Source organism: Cupriavidus sp. GA3-3 (assembly GCF_000389805.1).
GTDB classification, from domain to species: domain Bacteria; phylum Pseudomonadota; class Gammaproteobacteria; order Burkholderiales; family Burkholderiaceae; genus Cupriavidus; species Cupriavidus necator_D.
Window position 1 is genome coordinate 365,622 of the sequence record NZ_KB944482.1, and the last position, 18,573, is coordinate 384,194.

Genomic DNA, 18,573 nt, shown 5'->3' on the forward strand with positions numbered 1-18,573 from the left:
ATCCACCCTTGAACAAGGAAGCTCCGTGCATACCACGCCCGATCCCGACATCCCGCCGCGCAAGCCTGAAACCCCGCCGCCGGAACCTCCGCCGGGCCCGCCCGAACCAGTGGCAGACCCGCCTCCGGGCGATCTGCCGCCACCGCCGCCGCAACGTGCCCGTGCGGCTGGCAAAGGAGCCCTCACGTGTCACGCATCATCTGGAAAGGCGCCATAACCTTTGGCCTGGTCAATATCCCGGTAGTATTGCGGCCCGCGTCGCGCAGCCAGACGCTGGACCTTGACCTGCTGGACGTGCGCGACATGGCGCCGGTGGGCTACCAGCGCATCAACAAGAGCACCGGCAAGCCGGTCGACAAGGAGTATATCGTCAAGGGCTACCAGTACGCCAAGGACGAATACGTGCTGCTGAACGAGGAAGACTTCCGCCAGGCCAATGTCGAGGCCACGCAGACGGTGGATATCGTCAGCTTTGTCGACGCGCAGAGCATCCCGCCGTACTACTTCGACACGCCCTACTACCTCGAGCCCGACAAGCGCGGCGAGCGCGGCTACGCGCTGCTGCACGAAACCATGCGCCGCACCGGGCGTGCCGCGCTGGCGCTGGTGGTGCTGCGCGCCCGCCAGCACCTGGCCGCGATGCTGGTGCACGGCGACGCGCTGGTGCTCAACACCATGCGCTTTGCCGACGAGGTGCTGCCCATCTCCGAACTGCGCCTGCCCAAGGCGACCACCGGCAAACCCACCGGCGCGCATGCGCGCGAGATCGAGATGGCCACCAAGCTGGTCGAAGACATGAGCGAAGACTGGGAGCCGGAACAGTACCGCGACAGCTATCGTGACGACCTGATGGCGCGCATCGAAGAAAAGATCGACTCCGGCAAGACCCACCAGCTGACCCCGCCTGCGGAAGAGGAAGAAGCGCCGCGCCAGGGCGCCAAGGTCATCGACATGGTGGCGCTGCTGCGCCAGAGCCTGGGCCAGCGCGGCAAGGAAGACAAGGAGGACGCCACGCCCGCGCGCCGCAAGGCCCCTGCGCGGCATGCCGCCGCCAGGAAGCAGCCCGCTGCCAAGCGGGCTGCGACCCCGCCTGCCAAGCGCGCCAGCACCGCCGCCAAGACCAAGCGTGCACCGGCCAAGCGCGAGTCGCACGCGCCGGCCGCGCGCAAGAGTTCAAGCACTACGCGCAGGAAGCACGCGGCTTAGGCAGGGGGGCCAAATTCCGATTGCGTTCTCCCTCTCCCACGCGCGGGAGAGGGAGCAAACCCTCAGCATCGGACAAACCCGCTTACCGCGATGACACCTTCAGGTTGTCATTGACCGACGTCACGCCCTCGACGCTGCGGATCGCGTCGAGCGCCAGGTCGTGCTGCTGCTGGCTCGGCACCGTGCCGCTCACGTCGACCGTGCCCTGCCTGGTTTTCACACGGATGCCGGTGGACTTGAGGTCCTTGGTCGTGAGCAGCTTGGTCTTGATCCTGGTGGTGATAGCACCGTCCTCGACGGCCCGCTTGGCCTTGTCGGCGCTCATGTCCGGGGCGGCGCCCCGGTCAGGGTCGGCACGGCCGGGCATGCCCGGCGCGGAATTGACGGGTGCCACAGGGGTATCGTCGGCCGCAACCAGGATCAGGCCGCTCTTGTCGAGCGCCAGCGCGCTACCGGCTACCGCCAGCGCCGCAGCAACACAGGCCATCCGCACGGTGCGCGCGGGAATTCGGGAAAAACGCATGGCTGCCTCCTTTTTCGGGTCACCAGCGCATCCGTTGCCGGACTTGCCTGGCACGCGGAACCACTGGTAAGGCATATTTCAGCAAGCTCCATACCTGCCGGGCAGGCCGCACCAGGCGTCCGCGGCGGGGCCCACGGCGTGTAAATCGGGCCACCCGTTGTAAAAGCGCCCGCCGCGTGATGTGCTGCATCCCCCGTTACAGGCCGTTGCTGGCGGCACCCCGGTCCTTCCATCCTTGGCATGGCGATTGCGAAACAGGGGATGCGGCAGTTCGCCGCGTCAAGGAGCTAGCAATGGGACAGCAGCAACAGCCGGGTCAATCGCAGTCGGGCCAGAAGCCGCAGGAACAGAAGCAGCAGGAACAATCTGGCCAACGCGGCAGCCAGCAGCAGCCGGGACAACAACAAGGCGGCGGTCAGATGGGTAACCAGGACCGCAAGCAGGACCAACAGCAGCAGCAGGATCGCGGCAGCTCGCAACCGGGCCAGCAAAGCGGCCAACGCAGCGGCCAGCAAAGCGGCCAGGGCGGGCAACAGGGTGGGCAACAAGGCGGACAACGCCAGCCGTAAGTAAGCCGCGCCAGCCACGATAACAGGCAGCTTTCCGGGTATGTGCGGCCGCAACATGCGGTGCGGCCGCAGGGGCATACGCCGGAGATTGACAGGCCGGGACTCCCGCAAGGGGGCTCCGGCCCTTTTTGCGGCAACCGCCGCGGCATGACCCCGCGCACATCGCCCCGCATCCCGTGTATGCTGGCCCTGACTTCCCCATTCAGGCACCGGCCTTGTCCAGCTTTACCGACCCCGCCGCCGGCCGCTCTGCGCAGCCACGACGCGGCCCGCTGAACCATCTCTCCACCAGGCTGCGTGAGCGCGCCGGCGCGCACGTGCGCGCGCTGACCCGCAGCAATTCCGGCCTGACCCTCGACTACGACAACCCGCCGGGCGATCCCGGTCTGTTCGGGCCCGACGCGGTCTGCTGGCGCGTGCATGCCGACTTTCCGGCAATGCTCGCGGGCGGCGTCAGTGCGCTGCTGCTGCAGACACTGCATCCACTGGCACTGGCCGGGGTCTGGGACCACTCCAGCTTTCGCACCGACATGCAGGGGCGCCTGGGGCGCACCGCGCAGTTCATCGCCGGCACCACCTACGGCAGCCGTGCCGATGCCATGGCGCTGATCGGGCGCGTACGGCGCATCCATGCCGGCGTGGTCGGCGTGGCCCCGGACGGGCGGCACTATGCCGCCTCCGACCCGGCGTTGCTGACGTGGGTGCACGTGGCCGAGGTCTCAAGCTTCCTGGCTGGCTACCTGCGCTATGTCGGACCACTGAGCGGCACCGAGCAGGATCGCTACTACGACGAGGTTGCGCGCATCGCCCAGATGCTGGGCGCGGCCGACGTGCCGCGCTCGCGCGCCGAAGTCACGGCCTACCTGGAGGCCATGCGGCCTGCGCTGCTGGCTAGCGAACGCACCAGCGAAGTGGTGCGGCTGGTGCGGAAGATGCCGGTGGCCAACCCGCTGCTGCAGCCGGCGGTGCGGATCATGGCCGACGCGGGCATCGCATTGCTGCCGCCGTGGGCACGGCAACAGCTCGATCTGGACGGCCCTTCGATACGGCGCCCGGCAGCACTCGCGGGCATGCATGTGCTGGCACCGACGCTGCGCTGGGTGCTGGGCGCCGGCCTGGCAGCGCGCGCACGGCGGCGCGTGGCCCGCGGCACCGCCACGACGGCAGGCTAAGGGCCGCGCCGGCTATCGGCGTTCAGCTGAACTTCTTGAACGGAAATGAGAATTGGCGGCAAAAATCCTCCCATTTCGGAGGATTGCGCGGCGCGAAAGTGGCGTTAAATCTGCTTGGGCAGTCCGAACGGCCGGTCGGTTTTTACTAACCGCACCAGCCACAGCGCCACAGAGCGCGATTCAAACGACGCAGGCAAAAAAAGAAGCCTACGCGCGGGGTGCTCGTAGGCTTTTCAGGACTGCTCGAGCTGAAAAGCTCTTGCCAAGAATATAAACGCGCTTACATGAGGTGTAAATCCCGTTTCTATCAGGGGATTCCCTTATGACAATATGAGATTATTTGCGCACTTTTGATTGTTCTTAGCCCTGACGCTACATCAGGGCACTTTTCATATGGGCTGGCAATTTCATCGCGAGCCCGGTCCAACCGGCCTGTCGCCCCGCCGCCCTAGCCGCGGCATGCGGCAGCGCACAATGCTGTACAATATCACGGCCTCGAGAGCAACACATTTTATAGAGCGGCGACTCTAGATCCGAATTGACACACGGTTCGTCAACGCTTGTAGAACTTTGTTACTCTCAGCCCTGAATTATTCCCCTTCTCTTCTGGCAGCGCCAACCGCCGGCACACGCGCCGTTACCGAGAGCGGATGTTTCTCGTGCCGCCCTGGCCGTGGCGCACCCCAAGCCATTAGCCGCCAGAACCCTTGCGGGCTCTTCCGGAGTCGTTGTGAAGAAGAAGGAAACCCGGCCCAAGTCACGCAGCCGGAGACAATTGCAACACCAGCAATTTGCGGCATACAGGACCAGCCAGGCCCCGGTGATCGTCCACCTGGCCACCGGCGCCCGGCTGCAGGGCCTTGTCTTGGCGTCAGACGACTACGTGGTGCTGCTTGGCCGGCAGCCGGACGACATCCGGCCCACGGTGGTCTACAAGCGGGCGATCTGCCTGGTTACGCTGGCCAATGCGCCGGACGCGCCGGTCGTGGCGCCGGCTCCGGCGCCGGAGCCGGACTTCCTGCCGATCTACATCCCCCGCACCAGCAAGCGCCGCTAGGCCAACGCCCGCCCCACGCGCCTTCCTGCCCTGCCGCGCGGCGCCTCAGCCCGCCCTGCCGGTACCCCGCGAAACTATCGCGGAGATCACTCTAAACCTTTCTCTTGCCCGGTCGATAACCCAAGCAACGGAGGCACTCTACGCCCTGCAAAGCAGGCCGCCAACGTTACGGCACTAGCCGGAATGCCCAAAACTTTGCATATAGGAGTCGTACCATGGCGCAAGTCATTAACACCAATTCGTTGTCTCTGATGACTCAGAACAACATGAACACGTCGCAATCGTCGCTGAACACGGCGATCCAGCGCCTGTCGTCGGGCCTGCGCATCAACAGCGCCAAGGACGACGCCGCCGGCCAGGCCATCGCCAACCGCTTTACCTCGAACATCCGCGGCCTGACGCAAGCCCAGCGCAACGCCAACGACGGCATCTCGCTGGCACAAACGACGGAAGGCGCGCTGACCGAAGTCAACAACAACCTGCAACGTATTCGTGAACTGTCGGTCCAGGCGGCCACGGGTTCGAACTCCTCGTCCGACCTGAAGTCGATTCAGGATGAAATCAACCAGCGCCTGTCTGAAATCGACCGTACGTCGCAACAGACCGACTTCAACGGCGTCAAGGTTCTGGCCGGCAGCAACAAGCTGTCCGTCCAGGTTGGCGCCAACGACGGCGAGACCATCTCCATCGATCTGAAGCAGATCGACAGGACCACGCTGGGCCTGAGCGGCTTCTCGGTGGCCAAGAACTCGCTGGACGTCGGCCCGAAGATCACCACGATCAACGCTGCCGCTGGTACCGGTTCGTTCAACGTGAGCTTCGCTGCGGGCGACGTCACCAAGATCAACGCCGCAACCGGCAAGACCTTCGCCGCAGCGGACCTCGAACTGCACGAAGTCAAGACGGCTGCCGGCGCGAACTCTGGCCAGTTCGTCGTGAAGGCTGGTGACGACTACTTTGCTGCTTCGGTTGATCGTGCCACCGGCGCCGTGAAGCTCAACGAAGCTGATGTCGCATTCGACGACACCGCCAATGGCATCGCCGGCCCCGTCACTCTGCAAGACCAGGTAGTGCGTGTTGCCAACAATGCTGCAGGCGTAGCCACGGGCTACGTCACCGTCCAGGGCAAGAACTACGTCGCTGCCGGCACCCTGGCCGACGGCGGTGCCGCCGGCACCCTCAACGTGGCCGTTGGCACGATCTCCCTGAGCGGCGCCACCCCCACGGCCGAATTCACGGGCGTTCCCACCGGCAACGCACTGAAGAAGATCGACGCCGCGCTGAAGCAAGTCGACGACCTGCGCAGCTCGCTGGGTGCCGTCCAGAACCGTTTTGACTCCGTCATCTCGAACCTGGGCACCACCGTGACCAACCTGTCCTCGTCGCGCTCGCGCATCCAGGACGCCGACTACGCAACGGAAGTGTCGAACATGACCCGCGCGAACATCCTGCAACAGGCTGGTACGTCGGTCCTGGCGCAAGCCAACCAGACGACCCAAGGCGTGCTGTCGCTGCTGCGTTAATCGCATCGGCGAATGGCGCAGGAAGGCTGGGCCGCAAGGCCCGGCCTTTTTGCCCGAGGAGCATTTCGCAGGCAGCCCGACTGCCTGCAAAGCGTTTCTCCTGGAACTGAACCCTGCCAACCCGGACGGAGTATTCGATGGCGCCTCCCCCGACAGTGAACCCCTTTACCGTGCGGATGCCAGCCGAAGGCTTAGCCGTTGCCATGCCATCTGGCGGCGCCACCACCATGGCCAGCCATGCTACGCAGCGACAGGATCGTTCCGTGGACAGCGACCACACAGAAGCCGCACAGGGATTGGAAACCAGCGCCGCCATCGGCGAGCTGGTCGACGCGCTCAAGACCACCACCATCGGCCTGCGCTTCGAGATCGACGATACCACGCACCGCGTCATCACCAAGGTGATCGACAAGGAAACCGGCGACCTGATCCGGCAGATGCCCACCGAAGAGGTGCTGCGCATTGCCCGCGCCATCGACAAGCTGCAGGGGTTGTTCATCAACCACGCGGCCTGAGCCCTGAATATCAGTTGAAGACGAGACAATAATATGGCAACGATCTCCTCCATCGGCATCGGTTCCAACCTGCAACTGAGCGACCTGCTGGACCAGCTGCAGAAGGCCGAGCAGGCACCGCTTGACGCCATCAATGCGCAGGCCAAGAGCTACCAGACCAAGTTGTCGGCCTACAGTCAGGTGCAGAGCGTGCTGGACGCCTACCAGGGCGCGGCGAAGAAGCTGTCCGATGCTGCCACCTTCGGCGCAGTAAAGGCCAGCATCGGCACCACGGACGTGATGAACGTCACCACCGCTGCCAACGCCGTGCCTGGCAGCTACAGCATTACTGTCAACACGCTGGCCACCGCGCAGTCGCTGGTGAGCAGCAACGTTGCCGACCAGAAGGCCGCGATCGGTGGCGGCGAGCTCGTGTTCGACTTCGGCGAAGCGCTGGCCACCGGTGGCGCCGCCACTAGCACCAAGAAGGTCACCATCCCCGCGGATTCTTCGCTCGAAGGAATGCGCGATGCCATCAACAAGGCCAGCATCGGCGTGACGGCCAGCATCGTCAATGACGGCAGCGCCAGCCCTTACCGCCTGGTATTGACGTCGGACAAGACCGGAACGCAAGCCACCATGCGGGTGTCGTCGACCGATGCGGCACTGAACAACGTGGTTGCGTTCGACCCGGCCGCGGCGCCCGCCGCCAACAAGATGGAACAGAAGGTGCCGCCTGCCAATGCGACGCTGACGATCAACGGCATCGACGTGGTCAGCCAGAGCAATTCAGTGGTGGACGCAGCGCAGGGCGTGACCATGAACCTTGTCAAGCCAGGCACGACATCGCTGGTGGTGACCCGCGACAACGTCGCAATCAAGGCCGCCGTCCAGGCTTTTGTCACCGCCTACAACAACATTCAGAGTTCCGCCAAGTCGCTGACGGCATTCGATACGAAGGCCGGTACGTCCGCGGCATTGACCGGCGACGGCACGCTGCGCTCGATCCAGTCCAGCCTGCGTTCAATGCTGGGCGGTGCCATGGATGACGGCAACGGCGGCACGATCACGCTGATCGACGTCGGCATCTCGTTCGACAAAGACGGCACGATGAAGCTGGACGACACCAAGCTGACCAAGGCGATAAACGAAGACCTGGGTGGCGTCACGTCCCTGTTTTCCAGCACCACCGGCGACGGCGGCATCGGCAAGCGCGCCAGCACCTATATCGAGGGCCTGAGCAAGACCGATGGCGCGCTGAAGGTGGCTCAGGATGGCATCACCAAGACGCTGAAGGACCTGGAAGACGACTATGACCGCGTCCAGGACCGCGTTACTGCCACGGTGGCTCGATACAAGGCCCAGTTCACGCAACTGGACCTGGTGGTAGCGCAGATGAACCGTACCAGCAGCTACCTGACGCAACAGTTCAATGCGCTGAACAACAGCACCAAGAAGTAACCGTCCCGCCGCACACCACAGCCTGAAGGAACCCAACCATGTTCGCCCGCGCATCCGCCAACGCCTACGCCCAGGTCGGCGTCCAGACCGGCGCCATGAGCGCCAGCCCGCACAAGCTGATCGCCATGCTGTACGACGGCGCGCGCGCAGCCATTGCGCGGGCGAAGTTCCACCTGGAGGGCGGCAACGTCATCGAACGCGGCAACGCCATCTCCAAAGCCATCGACATCATCGATAACGGCCTGCGCGCCGTGCTTGACCATGAGGTTGGCGGCGAGATCTCCGCCAACCTCGAATCCCTGTACGAATATATGGTGCGCCGGCTGATGCTGGCCAACCTGCGCAGCGACGCGGCCCTGCTGGCCGAAGTCGACACGCTGCTCGAAAGCCTGGCTTCGGCCTGGGCGCAGATCGACGACACGGCCGCGGATCGGCAACCCGCCTTACAGGACAACTGACATGGCTTCCCTTCCCGAGTTTTTCCCGATCGTGGACTGCTACGAGGAAATCCTCGCGCTGTCCGCACGGATGCACGAGGCCGCCCAGGCGGCTGACTGGGACACCGTCACCGCGCTGCAGCAGGGCTACCTGGCCCTGGTGGACAGCCTGCGGCAGATGGACCACGAGGCACCGTTCTCCGATGCGGAACGCATGCGCCGCTACCAGTTGCTGGACCGCATCCTCACTTACGATGCCCGCATCCGCGACCTGGCCATGCCGCAGCTGAAGAAGCTCGGCGACATGCTGACCAGCTCGCGCCGCCAGATCGAACTGTCCGCCACCTACGGCGCCACCGCCTGACGCAGCCTGACCGCTGCGCTACTCCCCGCGGCGGGCCGGAAAGCCCGCCGTCTGCATTCACGCGACCCGTATGACCGGCATCCATCTGCCTCCAGGCCTGGCACCCGGTCAGGCCCCGGACCCACAACCGCTGCGCACGGCGCTTGCCATCGACAAGCTGGCGGCGCTGCAGCCCGTGCCCGAGGCCACCGAGTCGAATGTCCAGAGCTCCACCGGCCAGGCGATCCGCCACAGCCAGCACGCCACCGGCCCCAACGCCTTGGCAGGCCAGGCTACCTTGCTGCCGGGCACTTCGACGCAGGAATCGCTGAGCGCGGCGGCGCGGGCCATCCTGGCGGTGATGGACGGTACCGAGGCCCAGCCGGTGCGCAGCGCCGGCCCGCTGCTGGCCGCCGCGCCCACGCCAGCGTCGGCGCAGGCTGCGGCGTCGGCGCTTGCCAACACGGTTGGGCAGAGCGGCCTGTTCTACGAATCGCACCTTGCACAGTGGGTTGCCGGCGCACGCGCGTTGCCCGGCATCCGCCAGGAGCCGCAGGCGCAAGTACCGGTGCCGGCCCGGGCGGCTGCCCCAGGCGGCACTGCGCAGGCCGCCGCAACCACGCTGCCGTCTGCGCTGCTGACCTATACCGGCGGTGCCGCAGCGGCAGAGCCGGGGCGGCCCTCAGCGCCGCCGCTGATTCCGGCCTCGCAGGTGCTGGCTGAAGCGCTGGCCTCGGCCGGCAATCCGCGCGTGGCCCACAGCCATGCGGCGGCGGAACAGGCGCTGCGGCAAGGCGCCGCCACCACGGCGGCCTACAGCCGCGAAGCCGCTGCCGAACCGGGGGCCCAACGCCAGTCCGCCGCGGCGCTGGCCACGCAGGCCTACCAGAGCACCGCGGAGGCTGGCGCGCGCGCTGCAGCGCCGGACAGCCTCATCCCCCACGCGGCGCGCGCCGCCGCTGGCCTGCCGGACACCGCCTCGGCAGACGCCGGCAAGCAGGCCTCGGCAGCCGGCCCGGCCATCCATCCGGCAACCGAAGGCGTGGTCCGCCAGCAGCTGGAATTGCTCGCCACGCAGCAGTTCCGCTTTGCCGGCGAAGCCTGGCCCGGCGTGCCGATGGAGTGGGAGTTGCTACGCCCCGACGCGGATGGCGCAGCGCAGGCCCATGACGACAGCGCCCGGCCATGGTCCAGCCGCCTGCGGCTGCAATTGCCGAGCCTCGGCATCGTCGAAGCGGTGCTGACACTGGGACCGGCGGGGCTCGACGCCCGCGTGGCAACGCCTGAGACCGATGTCGCGGCGCGTTTCATCGCGGCACGGCCGCTGCTGCGCAACCAGCTCGAGGCGCAGGGCATCGTGCTGCAGCGCCTGAGCGTGCAGACCCAGGACAACATGACGGTAGGAGCGGCGCGATGAGCGAAGCGGCGCAAGACCGCGGCGCGGCGATCGCCCTGTCCTACCAGCACAGCGACAAGGCCCCGCGCGTGGTCGCCAAGGGCTATGGCGTGGTGGCCGAAGCCATCATCGCCCGCGCGCGCGAAGCGGGCGTCTATATCCACGATTCACCCACCCTGGTGAACCTGCTGATGCAGGTCGACCTGGACAGCCACGTGCCGCCGCAGCTCTATGTGGCCGTGGCAGAGCTGCTGGCTTGGATCTACCACCTTGAAGCGGGCATGGACGCAGGCGCTGAAGCGCAGGCCTGACCCGGCAGGTCTTCCTGACGACAAGAGCCCCTGGCCGCTTGCGCGCGCCAGGGGCTCTTTGCTTTCGGCGCAGGCCGGTGGGCTTACACCGCCATATTCATCATTTCCTGGTAAGCCGCCACCAGCCGGTTCCGCACCTGCACCCCGGTCTGGAACGACACATTGGCCTTTTGCAGGTCGATCATCACATCATTGAGCGCCACGCCGGGCTTGCCCAGCTCGAACGCCTCGGCCTGGCCGTAGGCGCGTTCCTGCGCGGCGTTGATGCGGCCCAGCGAGCGCTGCAGCTCGCCGGCAAAGCCGCCGCCGACCGGCGCGGCGGACTGGCTGGCACTGTTGCCCGAGGCAACCTGGGACATCCCGCGCAGTTGCTGCAGCATGCTCTCGATGGAAGAGATAGTGGTCATTTGGGTCGTTATATGCCGGTCCACCGGCAGAGTTCGTCTTGTGGTGCGCCCTTGCATCACAGAGTAGCCTGCCGGCAGGCGGGCCTCAGGCGGTTCGCACCCAGTTTCAGCCCCCGCAGAGTACCCGCCGGTGCCGCCCCGCCATGGGCCGAAATCGGACAAAAAACCGCGTCTATTCGCCGGATTGTCGCGCTCAAGTCTGGCCGATCATTGCCACCGTGCCGGAAGAGCGCGGGCTGTCGTCCCGTGCTGGCTCCGGAAATCACCAGACAATCATCGATTCGGGAGTACGCGTGTTTTCTCTGCAGCGTAATGTGAGCCGTGCCGTGAGCCGCGCCGACGACCAAGGCGGTCAGCATCGCCCGTGCCGTCGCCAGCATCGCGGCGCCGGATCCGGAGCACGCGCATGACCGCGACCGTGGCACTGCCCGGGCGCCCGGCAGAAGTGATCGAGCGCCTGAAGGCCAACCCGAAGCTGCCGCTGATGCTGGCCGGCGCCGCCCTGGCCGCGGCCATCGCGGTGGGCGTGCTGTGGTCGCGCAGCCCGGACTACAAGGTGCTGTACAGCAACCTGTCCGAGCGCGATGGCGGCGCGGTGCTGCAATCGCTGCAGCAGATGAACGTGCCGTACAAGTTCGCCGAAGGCGGCGGCGCGGTCATGGTGCCGGCCGAGAAGGTGCATGAGACGCGCCTGCGCCTGGCATCGCAGGGCCTGCCCAAGAGCGGCACGGCCGGCATGGAGCTGATGGACAACCAGAAATTCGGCATCAGCCAGTTTGCCGAGCAGGTCAACTACCAGCGCGGGCTGGAAGGCGAGCTGGCGCGCTCGATCGAGTCCATCGCCGCGGTGCAGTCCGCCCGCGTGCACCTGGCCATCCCCAAGCCGACGCTGTTCGTGCGCGAACGCCAGAAGCCGACCGCGTCGATCGTGCTGCAGCTTTACCCGGGCCGCGCCATCGATGAAGGCCAGGTCGCTGCGATCAGCCACCTGGTGTCGTCGAGCGTGCCGGAGCTGACGCCCAAGTCGATCTCGATCGTCGACCAGCACGGCAACCTGCTGTCGAACACCGGCAACGAGCGCATGCTCGACGCGACCCAGCTCAAGTACGTCCAGGCGCTGGAGCAGAACTACCTGAAGCGCATCGAAGCGATCCTGACGCCGATCGTCGGCAAGGACAACGTGCGCGCACAGGTGACCGCCGACGTCGACTTCTCCATCGTCGAGCACACCGACGAGAGCTACAAGCCCAACCAGGACCCGACCCGCTCGGCGATCCGCAGCCAGCAGACCAGCGAGTCGACCCAGCAGGGTGTCACGCCGCCGGGCGGCGTGCCCGGGGCGCTGTCGAACCAGCCGCCGGCTGCCGCCGCCGCGCCCGTGACCACGCCGCAGACGCCGCGTGCGGGCCAGGCGCCGGGACAGGCCGGTGCTCCGGCTGCCGGGCAACCGGGACAGCCGGGGCAAGCTGCCCAGCCAGGTCAGGGCGCCCAGGTCGCCAATGCCACCGCTTCCAGCGGCCCCAGCAGCAATCGCCGCGACTCCACCGTCAACTACGAACTGGACCGCTCCGTGCGCCACGTGCAGCAGGCACCGGGCGGCGTGCGCCGCCTGTCGGTGGCGGTGGTGGTCAACTACCGTCAGCAGGCCGATGCCAAGGGCAAGCTCGTGGCCGAACCGCTGCCGCCGGCACTGCTGGCGCAGATCCAGAACCTGACCAAGGAGGCGATGGGGTTCTCGGCCGACCGCGGCGACTCCATCAACGTGGTCAACAGCCCATTCACCGCCGAGCGCGAGAAGGCCGCGCCCGAGGTGCCGCTGTGGAAGCAGCCCGACATGATCGAGCTCGGCAAGACCCTTGCGGGCTACCTGCTGCTGGCACTGCTGGCGCTGTTCGTGTGGTTCAAGGTGGCGCGGCCGGTCCTGCGCCGCTACACCTCGCCGCCGCTGCCGGCGCCGGAACCCAGGGACGAGACCGAGGCAGTGCTGCTGCCGCCGGACGAGCCCGCCAACCCGGAAATCCTGCGGCTTGCCGCCAAGTATGAAAGCGACCTCGCGCTGGTGCGCGACGCCGCACAGCGCGACCCGCGCCTGGTCGCCAGCGTGATCAAGAACTGGATTGCCAATGACAACCGCTAAGGGCATCTCCGAATCCGGCCTGCAAAAGAGCGCCGTCCTGATGATGGCGATCGGCGAGGATGCCGCGGCCGAGGTGTTCAGGCACCTGTCGCAGCGCGAAGTGCAGGAGCTGGGCTCGGCCATGGCCACGCTCAGCTCGGTCACCCGCGAGGAAATGGCCGAGGTGCTGGGCGAGTTCCGCACCGAGACCGAGCAGTACCTGGCCCTGAACGTCGATTCCAACGCCTTTATCCGCAGCGTGCTGAACAAGGCGCTGGGCGAGGAACGCGCCCAGTCGGTGATCGAAGACATCCTGGAGTCGCGCGATCCGGGCGGCGGCATCGATTCGCTGAACTGGATGGACGCCACGGCCATTGCCGAGCTGATCCGCGACGAGCATCCGCAGATCATCGCCACCATCCTGATCCACCTGGACCGCCAGAAGTCGTCCGAGGTGCTGGCGCTGTTCACCGACCGCCTGCGCAACGACGTGATCCTGCGTATCGCCACCTTCGGCGGCGTGCAGCCGGGCGCGCTGCAGGAACTGACCGACGTGCTGACCAAGCTGCTGGCGGGCCAGAGCCTGAAGCGCAGCCGCATGGGCGGCGTGCGCACCGCGGCCGAGATCATCAACCTGATGAGCACCGCGCACGAAGAGGCTGTGATCGACGGCGTGCGCCTGCACGACGGCGACCTGGCGCAGAAGATCATCGACGAGATGTTCCTGTTCGAGAACCTGCTCGAGGTCGACGACCGCGGCATCCAGCGCGTGCTCAAGGAAATCGCCACCGAGTCGCTCATCGTCGCGCTCAAGGGCGCGCCGCAGGAACTGCGCGACAAGTTCATCCGCAATATGTCCACCCGCGCCGGCGAGATGCTGCGCGAGGACCTGGACGCGCTGGGCCCGGTGCGCGTGTCGCAGGTCGAGGCCGAGCAGAAGGCCATCCTGCAGGTGGTAAGGCGCCTGGCGGATGCGGGCGAAGTGCAGATCGGCGGAGGCGACGATGCCTATGTCTGAGGCAAACCCTGAGCGCGGCCAGGCCGCACGCCGCGCGCCGCGCGGCGACCCGCTCTCTTCCCTTGCCGGCAACGGCGCGGCCGCCGATCCTGGCGGCTTTGCGCCGTTCGAGCCCCCGCGCCGCGCGCGTGGCGGCGCGGCCGGCTGGCAGCGCTGGCAGATGGGCTCGCTCGATCCCCGCGAAAGCGAGCCGCCCGAAGCCCTGGCCGCCATGCCATCCGAGCCCGCACCGCCGCCGATCGATTTCGAGGCGCTCGACGCGATGCGCGAAGGCGCGCGCAAGGAAGGCTATGCCCAGGGCTACGCCCAGGGGCAGACCCAGGGCTACGGCGACGGCCACCGCGAAGGCTACGCCCGCGGCCTGGAAACCGCACGCAACGAGGCCACGCAGCTGCAGGCGCTGGCCACCAACTTCCGCAGCGCGCTCGGCGGCGTGGACGACCAGGTCGCGCGCGCGCTGGTGTCGCTGGCGCTCGACGTGGCGCGCCAGCTGGTGCGCACCGCCCTGGCAAACGACCCCGCGGTGCTGCTGCCGGCCGTGCGCGAGCTGCTGACCAGCGAACCCGCGCTGTGCGGATCGCCCAGCCTGCTGCTGCATCCCGACGACGTGGCGCTGGTGGAAACCCACCTGCATGGCGAACTGGCGGCCGCCGGCTGGACCGTGCGCGCCGATCCGTCGGTGGCGCGCGGCGGCTGCATCGCCAGCGCCGCCAGCGGCGAGCGCGATGCCACGCTGCCTACGCGCTGGACCCGCGTGGTCAAGGCGCTGGGCCGCGACGATCCATGGGAGCCGCCACATGCCTGACGCCGCCGAGCAGGCCACGCCAGCGCCGGATCCCGCGCTGGCCCATGCGCAACGCTGGATCGGCGCGCTGGATAGCGCCGCGGCCGGCATCGCCGGGCTCGACAGCAAGCGCAGCTGCGGCCGCCTGACGCGCGCCGCGGGCCTGGTGCTGGAAGCCGTGGGCCTGCGCCTGCCGGTGGGCAGCGACTGCCTGATCGAGCTGCCCGCCGGGCAGTTCACCACCGACAGCAATGCCCCGCGCACCGCGGAAGCGGAAGTGGTGGGCTTTGGCGCCGACCGGCTCTACCTGATGCCGCAATCCGATGTGGTGGGCTTGCTGCCGGGCGCGCGCGTCTACCCGCTGGAACCATCGCCGCAGCCGGCCGGCATCACCACGCCGCGCGAGCCGGGCTCCAAGCGCCTGCCGGTTGGCGCCGGCCTGCTGGGCCGCGTGCTGGATGCCGCGGGCCGCCCGCTCGACGGGCTGGGCCCGATCACCGCCGCCATGGAGGTGCCGCTGGCCGGCGAGCAGATCAACCCGCTGATGCGCGCGCCGATCGAGACTGTGCTCGATACCGGCGTGCGCGCCATCAACGGCATGCTGACGGTAGGACGCGGCCAGCGCATGGGACTGTTCGCGGGCTCGGGCGTGGGCAAGAGCGTGCTGCTCGGCATGATGGCGCGCTATACCAGCGCCGACGTGATCGTGGTCGGCCTGATCGGCGAACGCGGCCGCGAAGTGAAGGAGTTCATCGAGAACATCCTTGGCCCCGAAGGCCGCGCACGTTCGGTCGTGGTGGCCGCGCCGGCCGATACCTCGCCGCTGCTGCGCATGCAGGGCGCCGCCTATGCGACGCGGCTGGCCGAGTATTTCCGCGACCAGGGCCAGCATGTGCTGCTGATCATGGACTCGCTGACGCGCTACGCCATGGCGCAGCGCGAGATCGCGCTGGCCATCGGCGAGCCGCCGGCCACCAAGGGCTATCCGCCCTCGGTCTTTGCCAAGCTGCCGACGCTGGTCGAGCGCACCGGCAACGGCCCCGAAGGCGGCGGCTCGATCACGGCGTTCTACACGGTGCTGACCGAAGGCGACGACCAGCAGGACCCGATCGCCGATTCCGCGCGCGCCATCCTGGACGGCCATATCGTACTGTCGCGCAGCCTGGCCGAATCCGGCCACTATCCGGCCATCGACGTGGAAGCATCGATCAGCCGCGCCATGACCGCGCTGATCCCGGATGAGCAGTTCGGCTCGGTGCGTCGCTTCAAGCAGCTGATGTCGCGCTACCAGCGCAACCGCGACCTGATCAGCGTAGGCGCCTATGTGCCGGGCAACGACCCGGAGCTGGACCTGGCGATGCGCCTGCACCCGCGCATGGAAGCCTTCCTGCAGCAAGACATCCACGAGCGCGCCGGCTACGACGACGCCATCGCCCAGCTTCACAGCCTCTTCGACAGGAGTGAACATGCTCAAGCATTCACCGCTTAATACGCTGGCTGACCTCGCCCAGAACGATACCGATGCCGCCGCGCGCGAGCTGGGCAGGCTGCAGGGACTGCGCACGCAGGCTGAGCAGCAGCTCAACCAGCTCACCGAGTACCGCCATGAGTACCGCGCGCGCATGCAGGTGGTGGCCGCCGAAGGCATGACCTCCAGCCGCTGGCAGGACTTCTCGCGCTTTCTCGATTCGCTCGACCATGCCATCCGCCAGCAGGGCGCGGCGCTGGCCAAGGCCGAAGCCGACCTGCTGGCAGGGCGCAACCACTGGCAGCACCAGAAGCGCCGCCTGAACTCCTTCGACACGCTGATCGCGCGCGCCGAAGCGAAGGAAGACCAGGTTGCCGCGCGCCGCGAACAGCGCGCCAACGACGAATACGCAGCCCGCCTGGCCCGCAGCACGGCCAGCCGTCTCAGCGAAGCCTGACCCAGGCCACCCCCGTAGCCAACTCCATGATCGATATCAGCCAGATTGTCAGCAGCGCCGCCAATGCGGTCGAGGGCGCCAGGCGCGCCAGCGCCGACGCAACCGCGAGCGGATTCGGCGACGCGCTGTCGCGCGCCCGCGAAAGCAGCAAGGCGCCCGCGCCGCCGGCCGGGGAAACCGCCGCGCGCGACCAGCCCGCATCGCGCCAGCCCGCGGCGCAGGCCGACGCCGGCAAGCCGCAGCCAGCCGCCGCGGCCGGCAAGAAGCCCGCGGCCGGCCACAAGGATGAAAACCAGGACCAGGATGACACCGCGGCGGCCACGCCGACGGATGCCGCAGCCGCTGCCGCAGCGGCCCTGGCACTGATGCTTCCCGCCGCAGCCCCGGCCAGCCCCGCTGCCGCGCCGGCCGGCGCGGCGGGTTCCGCCCTCGCCGGCGTTGCCGACACCGGCGCCGCCGCACTGCAGGCGGCACTGGCAAATGCCGCGCAGCCGGCCACGGCAGATGCCCAGGCCGAGGCCATGCCGGCGGCCGCCACGCCGCTGCCGGACACGCTGCAGGTCGTCACCACCGAAGCCCGGCCCGCACAGCCTTCGGTTGCCGACACGCTGGCCACCATCGCATCCCAGCGCGCCGCGATGCAGGCCAGCGCCAGCGCAGGTACCGACGGCAAGGCCGGCACGGCGCAGGCCATCCCGGGCGACGTGCTGGCCGTCCAGCAGCAGGACGCCAGCGGCCAGTCTGCCGGCGGATCGGGCAATCGCCCGGAAAGCGGCATCGCCCGGCACCGCGCCGATCCGCTCGCCGCCAACCCCGGCACGGCGGATGCCAGGCCCGTGGCAACGCCGTTCGCCGCCGCACAGGCTGCCGCCCGCACCGGCGAGGCTACCGCGGCCAGCCCCGACAACACACCAGCCGTGGCCGCCGCGCTGGCCGGCCAGGCTACCCCGTCGGCTACTGCAGCCGCTGCGGCCGCCCGTCCCGTGGTCACACCGCAGCTGTACGACAGCCAGTGGCCGCAGGCCCTCGGCCAGCAGATGATCCGCATGAGCACGCAAGGCCAGCAAAGCGCCGAACTGCAGCTGAACCCGCCTGACCTCGGGCCGCTCAAGGTCGTGCTCAACGTGGTCAACGACCAGGCCCAGGCCCAGTTCGTCTCACCCCACCAGGCCGTGCGCGCCGCGGTGGAAGCGGCGCTGCCGCACCTGCGCACCGCGCTGTCGGAAAACGGCATCCAGCTTGGCCAGACCTCGGTGGGCGCAGACGGCTTTGCCAGCCAGGCGGGCAATGGGAACGGGCAGCAACAGCAGGCACCGGGGAATGGGCGCGGGCAAACCGGCTTTGGTAGCGGCACGCTGGCGGCTGTTGAGCCGGCGGCAGGGGCCAGTACGACGGTGCGTCCCGCGCGTGTGCTTGGGCGTGGCGAGATCGATACGTTTGCCTGAGTTCGCGCTGCATAGCGCAGTGTTGATTGCGCCACGGAGAATGCAAGGCCGCCCGACGGGCGGCCTTTGTTATGTCAGCGGCAGGGCGATTCATGTATTTCGCTCACAATCCTGCAACCAGATTTAACGGATTGCTGCTAGAATCAGTAAACATTTTTGCTTACCCTTGACTTTCCCTGAGGTGCAGGAGAATTCGGGTGAAGCAGAGTGAATTCCGGCGATGGCTCGCCGGACAGGGCGCCACCTTCAGTGAAGGCGCGAAGCATGTGAGGGTGTATCTCAATGGCAGGAAGACCACGCTGCCACGGCATCCCAGCCACGAGATCCGGGAGGGGTTGCGCAAGGCGATTCTCAAGCAACTCGGCCTGTCATGAGTCTTCCATCTC

20 protein-coding genes are annotated in these 18,573 nt (G+C 67.6%); 17 read left to right on the forward strand and 3 right to left on the reverse strand.

What is annotated here, in order from left to right; translation table 11 throughout:
- Positions 1-186: 186 nt before the first annotated feature.
- Entirely contained in the window at positions 187-1,206 is a 1,020-nt protein-coding gene (locus tag C265_RS19570) for a Ku protein (protein ID WP_010810674.1), read from the forward strand.
- Positions 1,207-1,288: 82 nt separating this feature from the next.
- Here C265_RS19570 and C265_RS19575 read toward each other — a convergent pair whose 3' ends face one another.
- Both C265_RS19575 and C265_RS19580 read right to left on the reverse strand, forming a co-directional pair.
- Positions 1,289-1,729 carry a BON domain-containing protein gene (locus C265_RS19575; protein ID WP_010810675.1) on the reverse strand — a complete coding sequence of 147 codons (441 nt, stop codon included), beginning with the start codon at positions 1,727-1,729 and terminating at the stop codon, positions 1,289-1,291.
- A gap of 287 nt (positions 1,730-2,016) precedes the next feature.
- The gene (locus C265_RS19580) at positions 2,017-2,277 is read right to left on the reverse strand and encodes a hypothetical protein (protein WP_037024800.1); all 261 of its coding nucleotides are present in this window, start codon (positions 2,275-2,277) and stop codon (positions 2,017-2,019) included.
- Between the two features lie 236 nt (positions 2,278-2,513).
- On the opposite strand from C265_RS19580, the gene C265_RS19585 reads away from it, so the two are divergent.
- From C265_RS19585 to C265_RS19625, 9 genes are all read left to right on the forward strand, one after another.
- Positions 2,514-3,470 carry an oxygenase MpaB family protein gene (locus C265_RS19585; RefSeq protein ID WP_010810677.1) on the forward strand — a complete coding sequence of 319 codons (957 nt, stop codon included), beginning with the start codon at positions 2,514-2,516 and terminating at the stop codon, positions 3,468-3,470.
- A gap of 775 nt (positions 3,471-4,245) precedes the next feature.
- Complete coding sequence (locus C265_RS19590; protein WP_010810678.1) at positions 4,246-4,527, forward strand: RNA chaperone Hfq; 282 nt, start codon at positions 4,246-4,248, stop codon at positions 4,525-4,527.
- 215 nt (positions 4,528-4,742) lie between these two features.
- Positions 4,743-6,050, forward strand: coding sequence for a flagellin FliC (locus C265_RS19595; RefSeq protein ID WP_010810679.1), 1,308 nt, complete (start codon positions 4,743-4,745; stop codon positions 6,048-6,050).
- Between the two features lie 227 nt (positions 6,051-6,277).
- The gene (locus C265_RS19600; protein WP_256333786.1) at positions 6,278-6,565 is read left to right on the forward strand and encodes a flagellar protein FlaG; all 288 of its coding nucleotides are present in this window, start codon (positions 6,278-6,280) and stop codon (positions 6,563-6,565) included.
- A 33-nt stretch (positions 6,566-6,598) separates the two neighbouring features.
- On the forward strand, positions 6,599-8,005 hold the full coding sequence (fliD, locus tag C265_RS19605) for a flagellar filament capping protein FliD (protein WP_010810681.1): 1,407 nt from the start codon (positions 6,599-6,601) through the stop codon (positions 8,003-8,005).
- Positions 8,006-8,043: 38 nt separating this feature from the next.
- Positions 8,044-8,463 carry a flagellar export chaperone FliS gene (gene fliS, locus C265_RS19610; RefSeq protein WP_010810682.1) on the forward strand — a complete coding sequence of 140 codons (420 nt, stop codon included), beginning with the start codon at positions 8,044-8,046 and terminating at the stop codon, positions 8,461-8,463.
- Position 8,464: 1 nt separating this feature from the next.
- Complete coding sequence (locus C265_RS19615) at positions 8,465-8,806, forward strand: flagellar protein FliT (RefSeq protein ID WP_010810683.1); 342 nt, start codon at positions 8,465-8,467, stop codon at positions 8,804-8,806.
- Positions 8,807-8,876: 70 nt separating this feature from the next.
- The gene (locus C265_RS19620; RefSeq protein ID WP_010810684.1) at positions 8,877-10,202 is read left to right on the forward strand and encodes a flagellar hook-length control protein FliK; all 1,326 of its coding nucleotides are present in this window, start codon (positions 8,877-8,879) and stop codon (positions 10,200-10,202) included.
- Positions 10,199-10,492, forward strand: a complete 294-nt coding sequence (locus C265_RS19625) for an EscU/YscU/HrcU family type III secretion system export apparatus switch protein (protein WP_010810685.1) — start codon at positions 10,199-10,201, stop codon at positions 10,490-10,492. Before C265_RS19620 ends, C265_RS19625 begins: the two co-directional genes overlap by 4 nt.
- 83 nt (positions 10,493-10,575) lie before the next feature.
- Here the strand turns inward: C265_RS19625 and fliE are convergent, their stop codons facing one another.
- Positions 10,576-10,899 (reverse strand): flagellar hook-basal body complex protein FliE, encoded by a 324-nt coding sequence (gene fliE / locus C265_RS19630; RefSeq protein ID WP_010810686.1) that lies wholly within the window; start codon positions 10,897-10,899, stop codon positions 10,576-10,578.
- 406 nt (positions 10,900-11,305) lie between these two features.
- Here fliE and fliF point away from each other — a divergent pair, with 406 nt between their 5' ends.
- From fliF to C265_RS19665, 7 genes are all read left to right on the forward strand, one after another.
- The gene (fliF, locus tag C265_RS19635) at positions 11,306-13,036 is read left to right on the forward strand and encodes a flagellar basal-body MS-ring/collar protein FliF (protein ID WP_010810687.1); all 1,731 of its coding nucleotides are present in this window, start codon (positions 11,306-11,308) and stop codon (positions 13,034-13,036) included.
- A complete protein-coding gene (gene fliG / locus C265_RS19640) occupies positions 13,023-14,033 on the forward strand; it encodes a flagellar motor switch protein FliG (protein WP_010810688.1) in 1,011 nt (336 codons plus the stop codon). Before fliF ends, fliG begins: the two co-directional genes overlap by 14 nt.
- Entirely contained in the window at positions 14,020-14,838 is an 819-nt protein-coding gene (gene fliH / locus C265_RS19645; protein WP_037024723.1) for a flagellar assembly protein FliH, read from the forward strand. Before fliG ends, fliH begins: the two co-directional genes overlap by 14 nt.
- On the forward strand, positions 14,831-16,306 hold the full coding sequence (fliI, locus tag C265_RS19650) for a flagellar protein export ATPase FliI (RefSeq protein ID WP_010810690.1): 1,476 nt from the start codon (positions 14,831-14,833) through the stop codon (positions 16,304-16,306). The genes fliH and fliI overlap by 8 nt, the downstream gene beginning before the upstream one ends.
- Positions 16,284-16,742, forward strand: a complete 459-nt coding sequence (gene fliJ / locus C265_RS19655; protein WP_010810691.1) for a flagellar export protein FliJ — start codon at positions 16,284-16,286, stop codon at positions 16,740-16,742. Before fliI ends, fliJ begins: the two co-directional genes overlap by 23 nt.
- A 26-nt stretch (positions 16,743-16,768) precedes the next feature.
- On the forward strand, positions 16,769-18,187 hold the full coding sequence (locus C265_RS19660) for a flagellar hook-length control protein FliK (RefSeq protein ID WP_010810692.1): 1,419 nt from the start codon (positions 16,769-16,771) through the stop codon (positions 18,185-18,187).
- A gap of 197 nt (positions 18,188-18,384) precedes the next feature.
- Complete coding sequence (locus C265_RS19665; protein WP_010810693.1) at positions 18,385-18,561, forward strand: type II toxin-antitoxin system HicA family toxin; 177 nt, start codon at positions 18,385-18,387, stop codon at positions 18,559-18,561.
- The last annotated feature ends 12 nt before the right edge of the window (positions 18,562-18,573 follow it).

Coding starts and splice junctions, on each gene's coding strand:
- fliI (WP_010810690.1), top strand. CDS start 14,831: ATGCCTGACGCCGCCGAGCAGGCCACGCCAGCGCCGGATCCCGCGCTG.
- C265_RS19600 (WP_256333786.1), top strand. CDS start 6,278: ATGGCCAGCCATGCTACGCAGCGACAGGATCGTTCCGTGGACAGCGAC.
- fliH (WP_037024723.1), top strand. CDS start 14,020: ATGCCTATGTCTGAGGCAAACCCTGAGCGCGGCCAGGCCGCACGCCGC.
- C265_RS19660 (WP_010810692.1), top strand. CDS start 16,769: ATGATCGATATCAGCCAGATTGTCAGCAGCGCCGCCAATGCGGTCGAG.
- fliS (WP_010810682.1), top strand. CDS start 8,044: ATGTTCGCCCGCGCATCCGCCAACGCCTACGCCCAGGTCGGCGTCCAG.
- C265_RS19575 (WP_010810675.1), bottom strand. CDS start 1,729: ATGCGTTTTTCCCGAATTCCCGCGCGCACCGTGCGGATGGCCTGTGTT.
- C265_RS19595 (WP_010810679.1), top strand. CDS start 4,743: ATGGCGCAAGTCATTAACACCAATTCGTTGTCTCTGATGACTCAGAAC.
- fliE (WP_010810686.1), bottom strand. CDS start 10,899: ATGACCACTATCTCTTCCATCGAGAGCATGCTGCAGCAACTGCGCGGG.
- C265_RS19620 (WP_010810684.1), top strand. CDS start 8,877: ATGACCGGCATCCATCTGCCTCCAGGCCTGGCACCCGGTCAGGCCCCG.
- fliD (WP_010810681.1), top strand. CDS start 6,599: ATGGCAACGATCTCCTCCATCGGCATCGGTTCCAACCTGCAACTGAGC.
- C265_RS19615 (WP_010810683.1), top strand. CDS start 8,465: ATGGCTTCCCTTCCCGAGTTTTTCCCGATCGTGGACTGCTACGAGGAA.
- fliJ (WP_010810691.1), top strand. CDS start 16,284: ATGCTCAAGCATTCACCGCTTAATACGCTGGCTGACCTCGCCCAGAAC.
- fliF (WP_010810687.1), top strand. CDS start 11,306: ATGACCGCGACCGTGGCACTGCCCGGGCGCCCGGCAGAAGTGATCGAG.
- C265_RS19625 (WP_010810685.1), top strand. CDS start 10,199: ATGAGCGAAGCGGCGCAAGACCGCGGCGCGGCGATCGCCCTGTCCTAC.
- fliG (WP_010810688.1), top strand. CDS start 13,023: ATGACAACCGCTAAGGGCATCTCCGAATCCGGCCTGCAAAAGAGCGCC.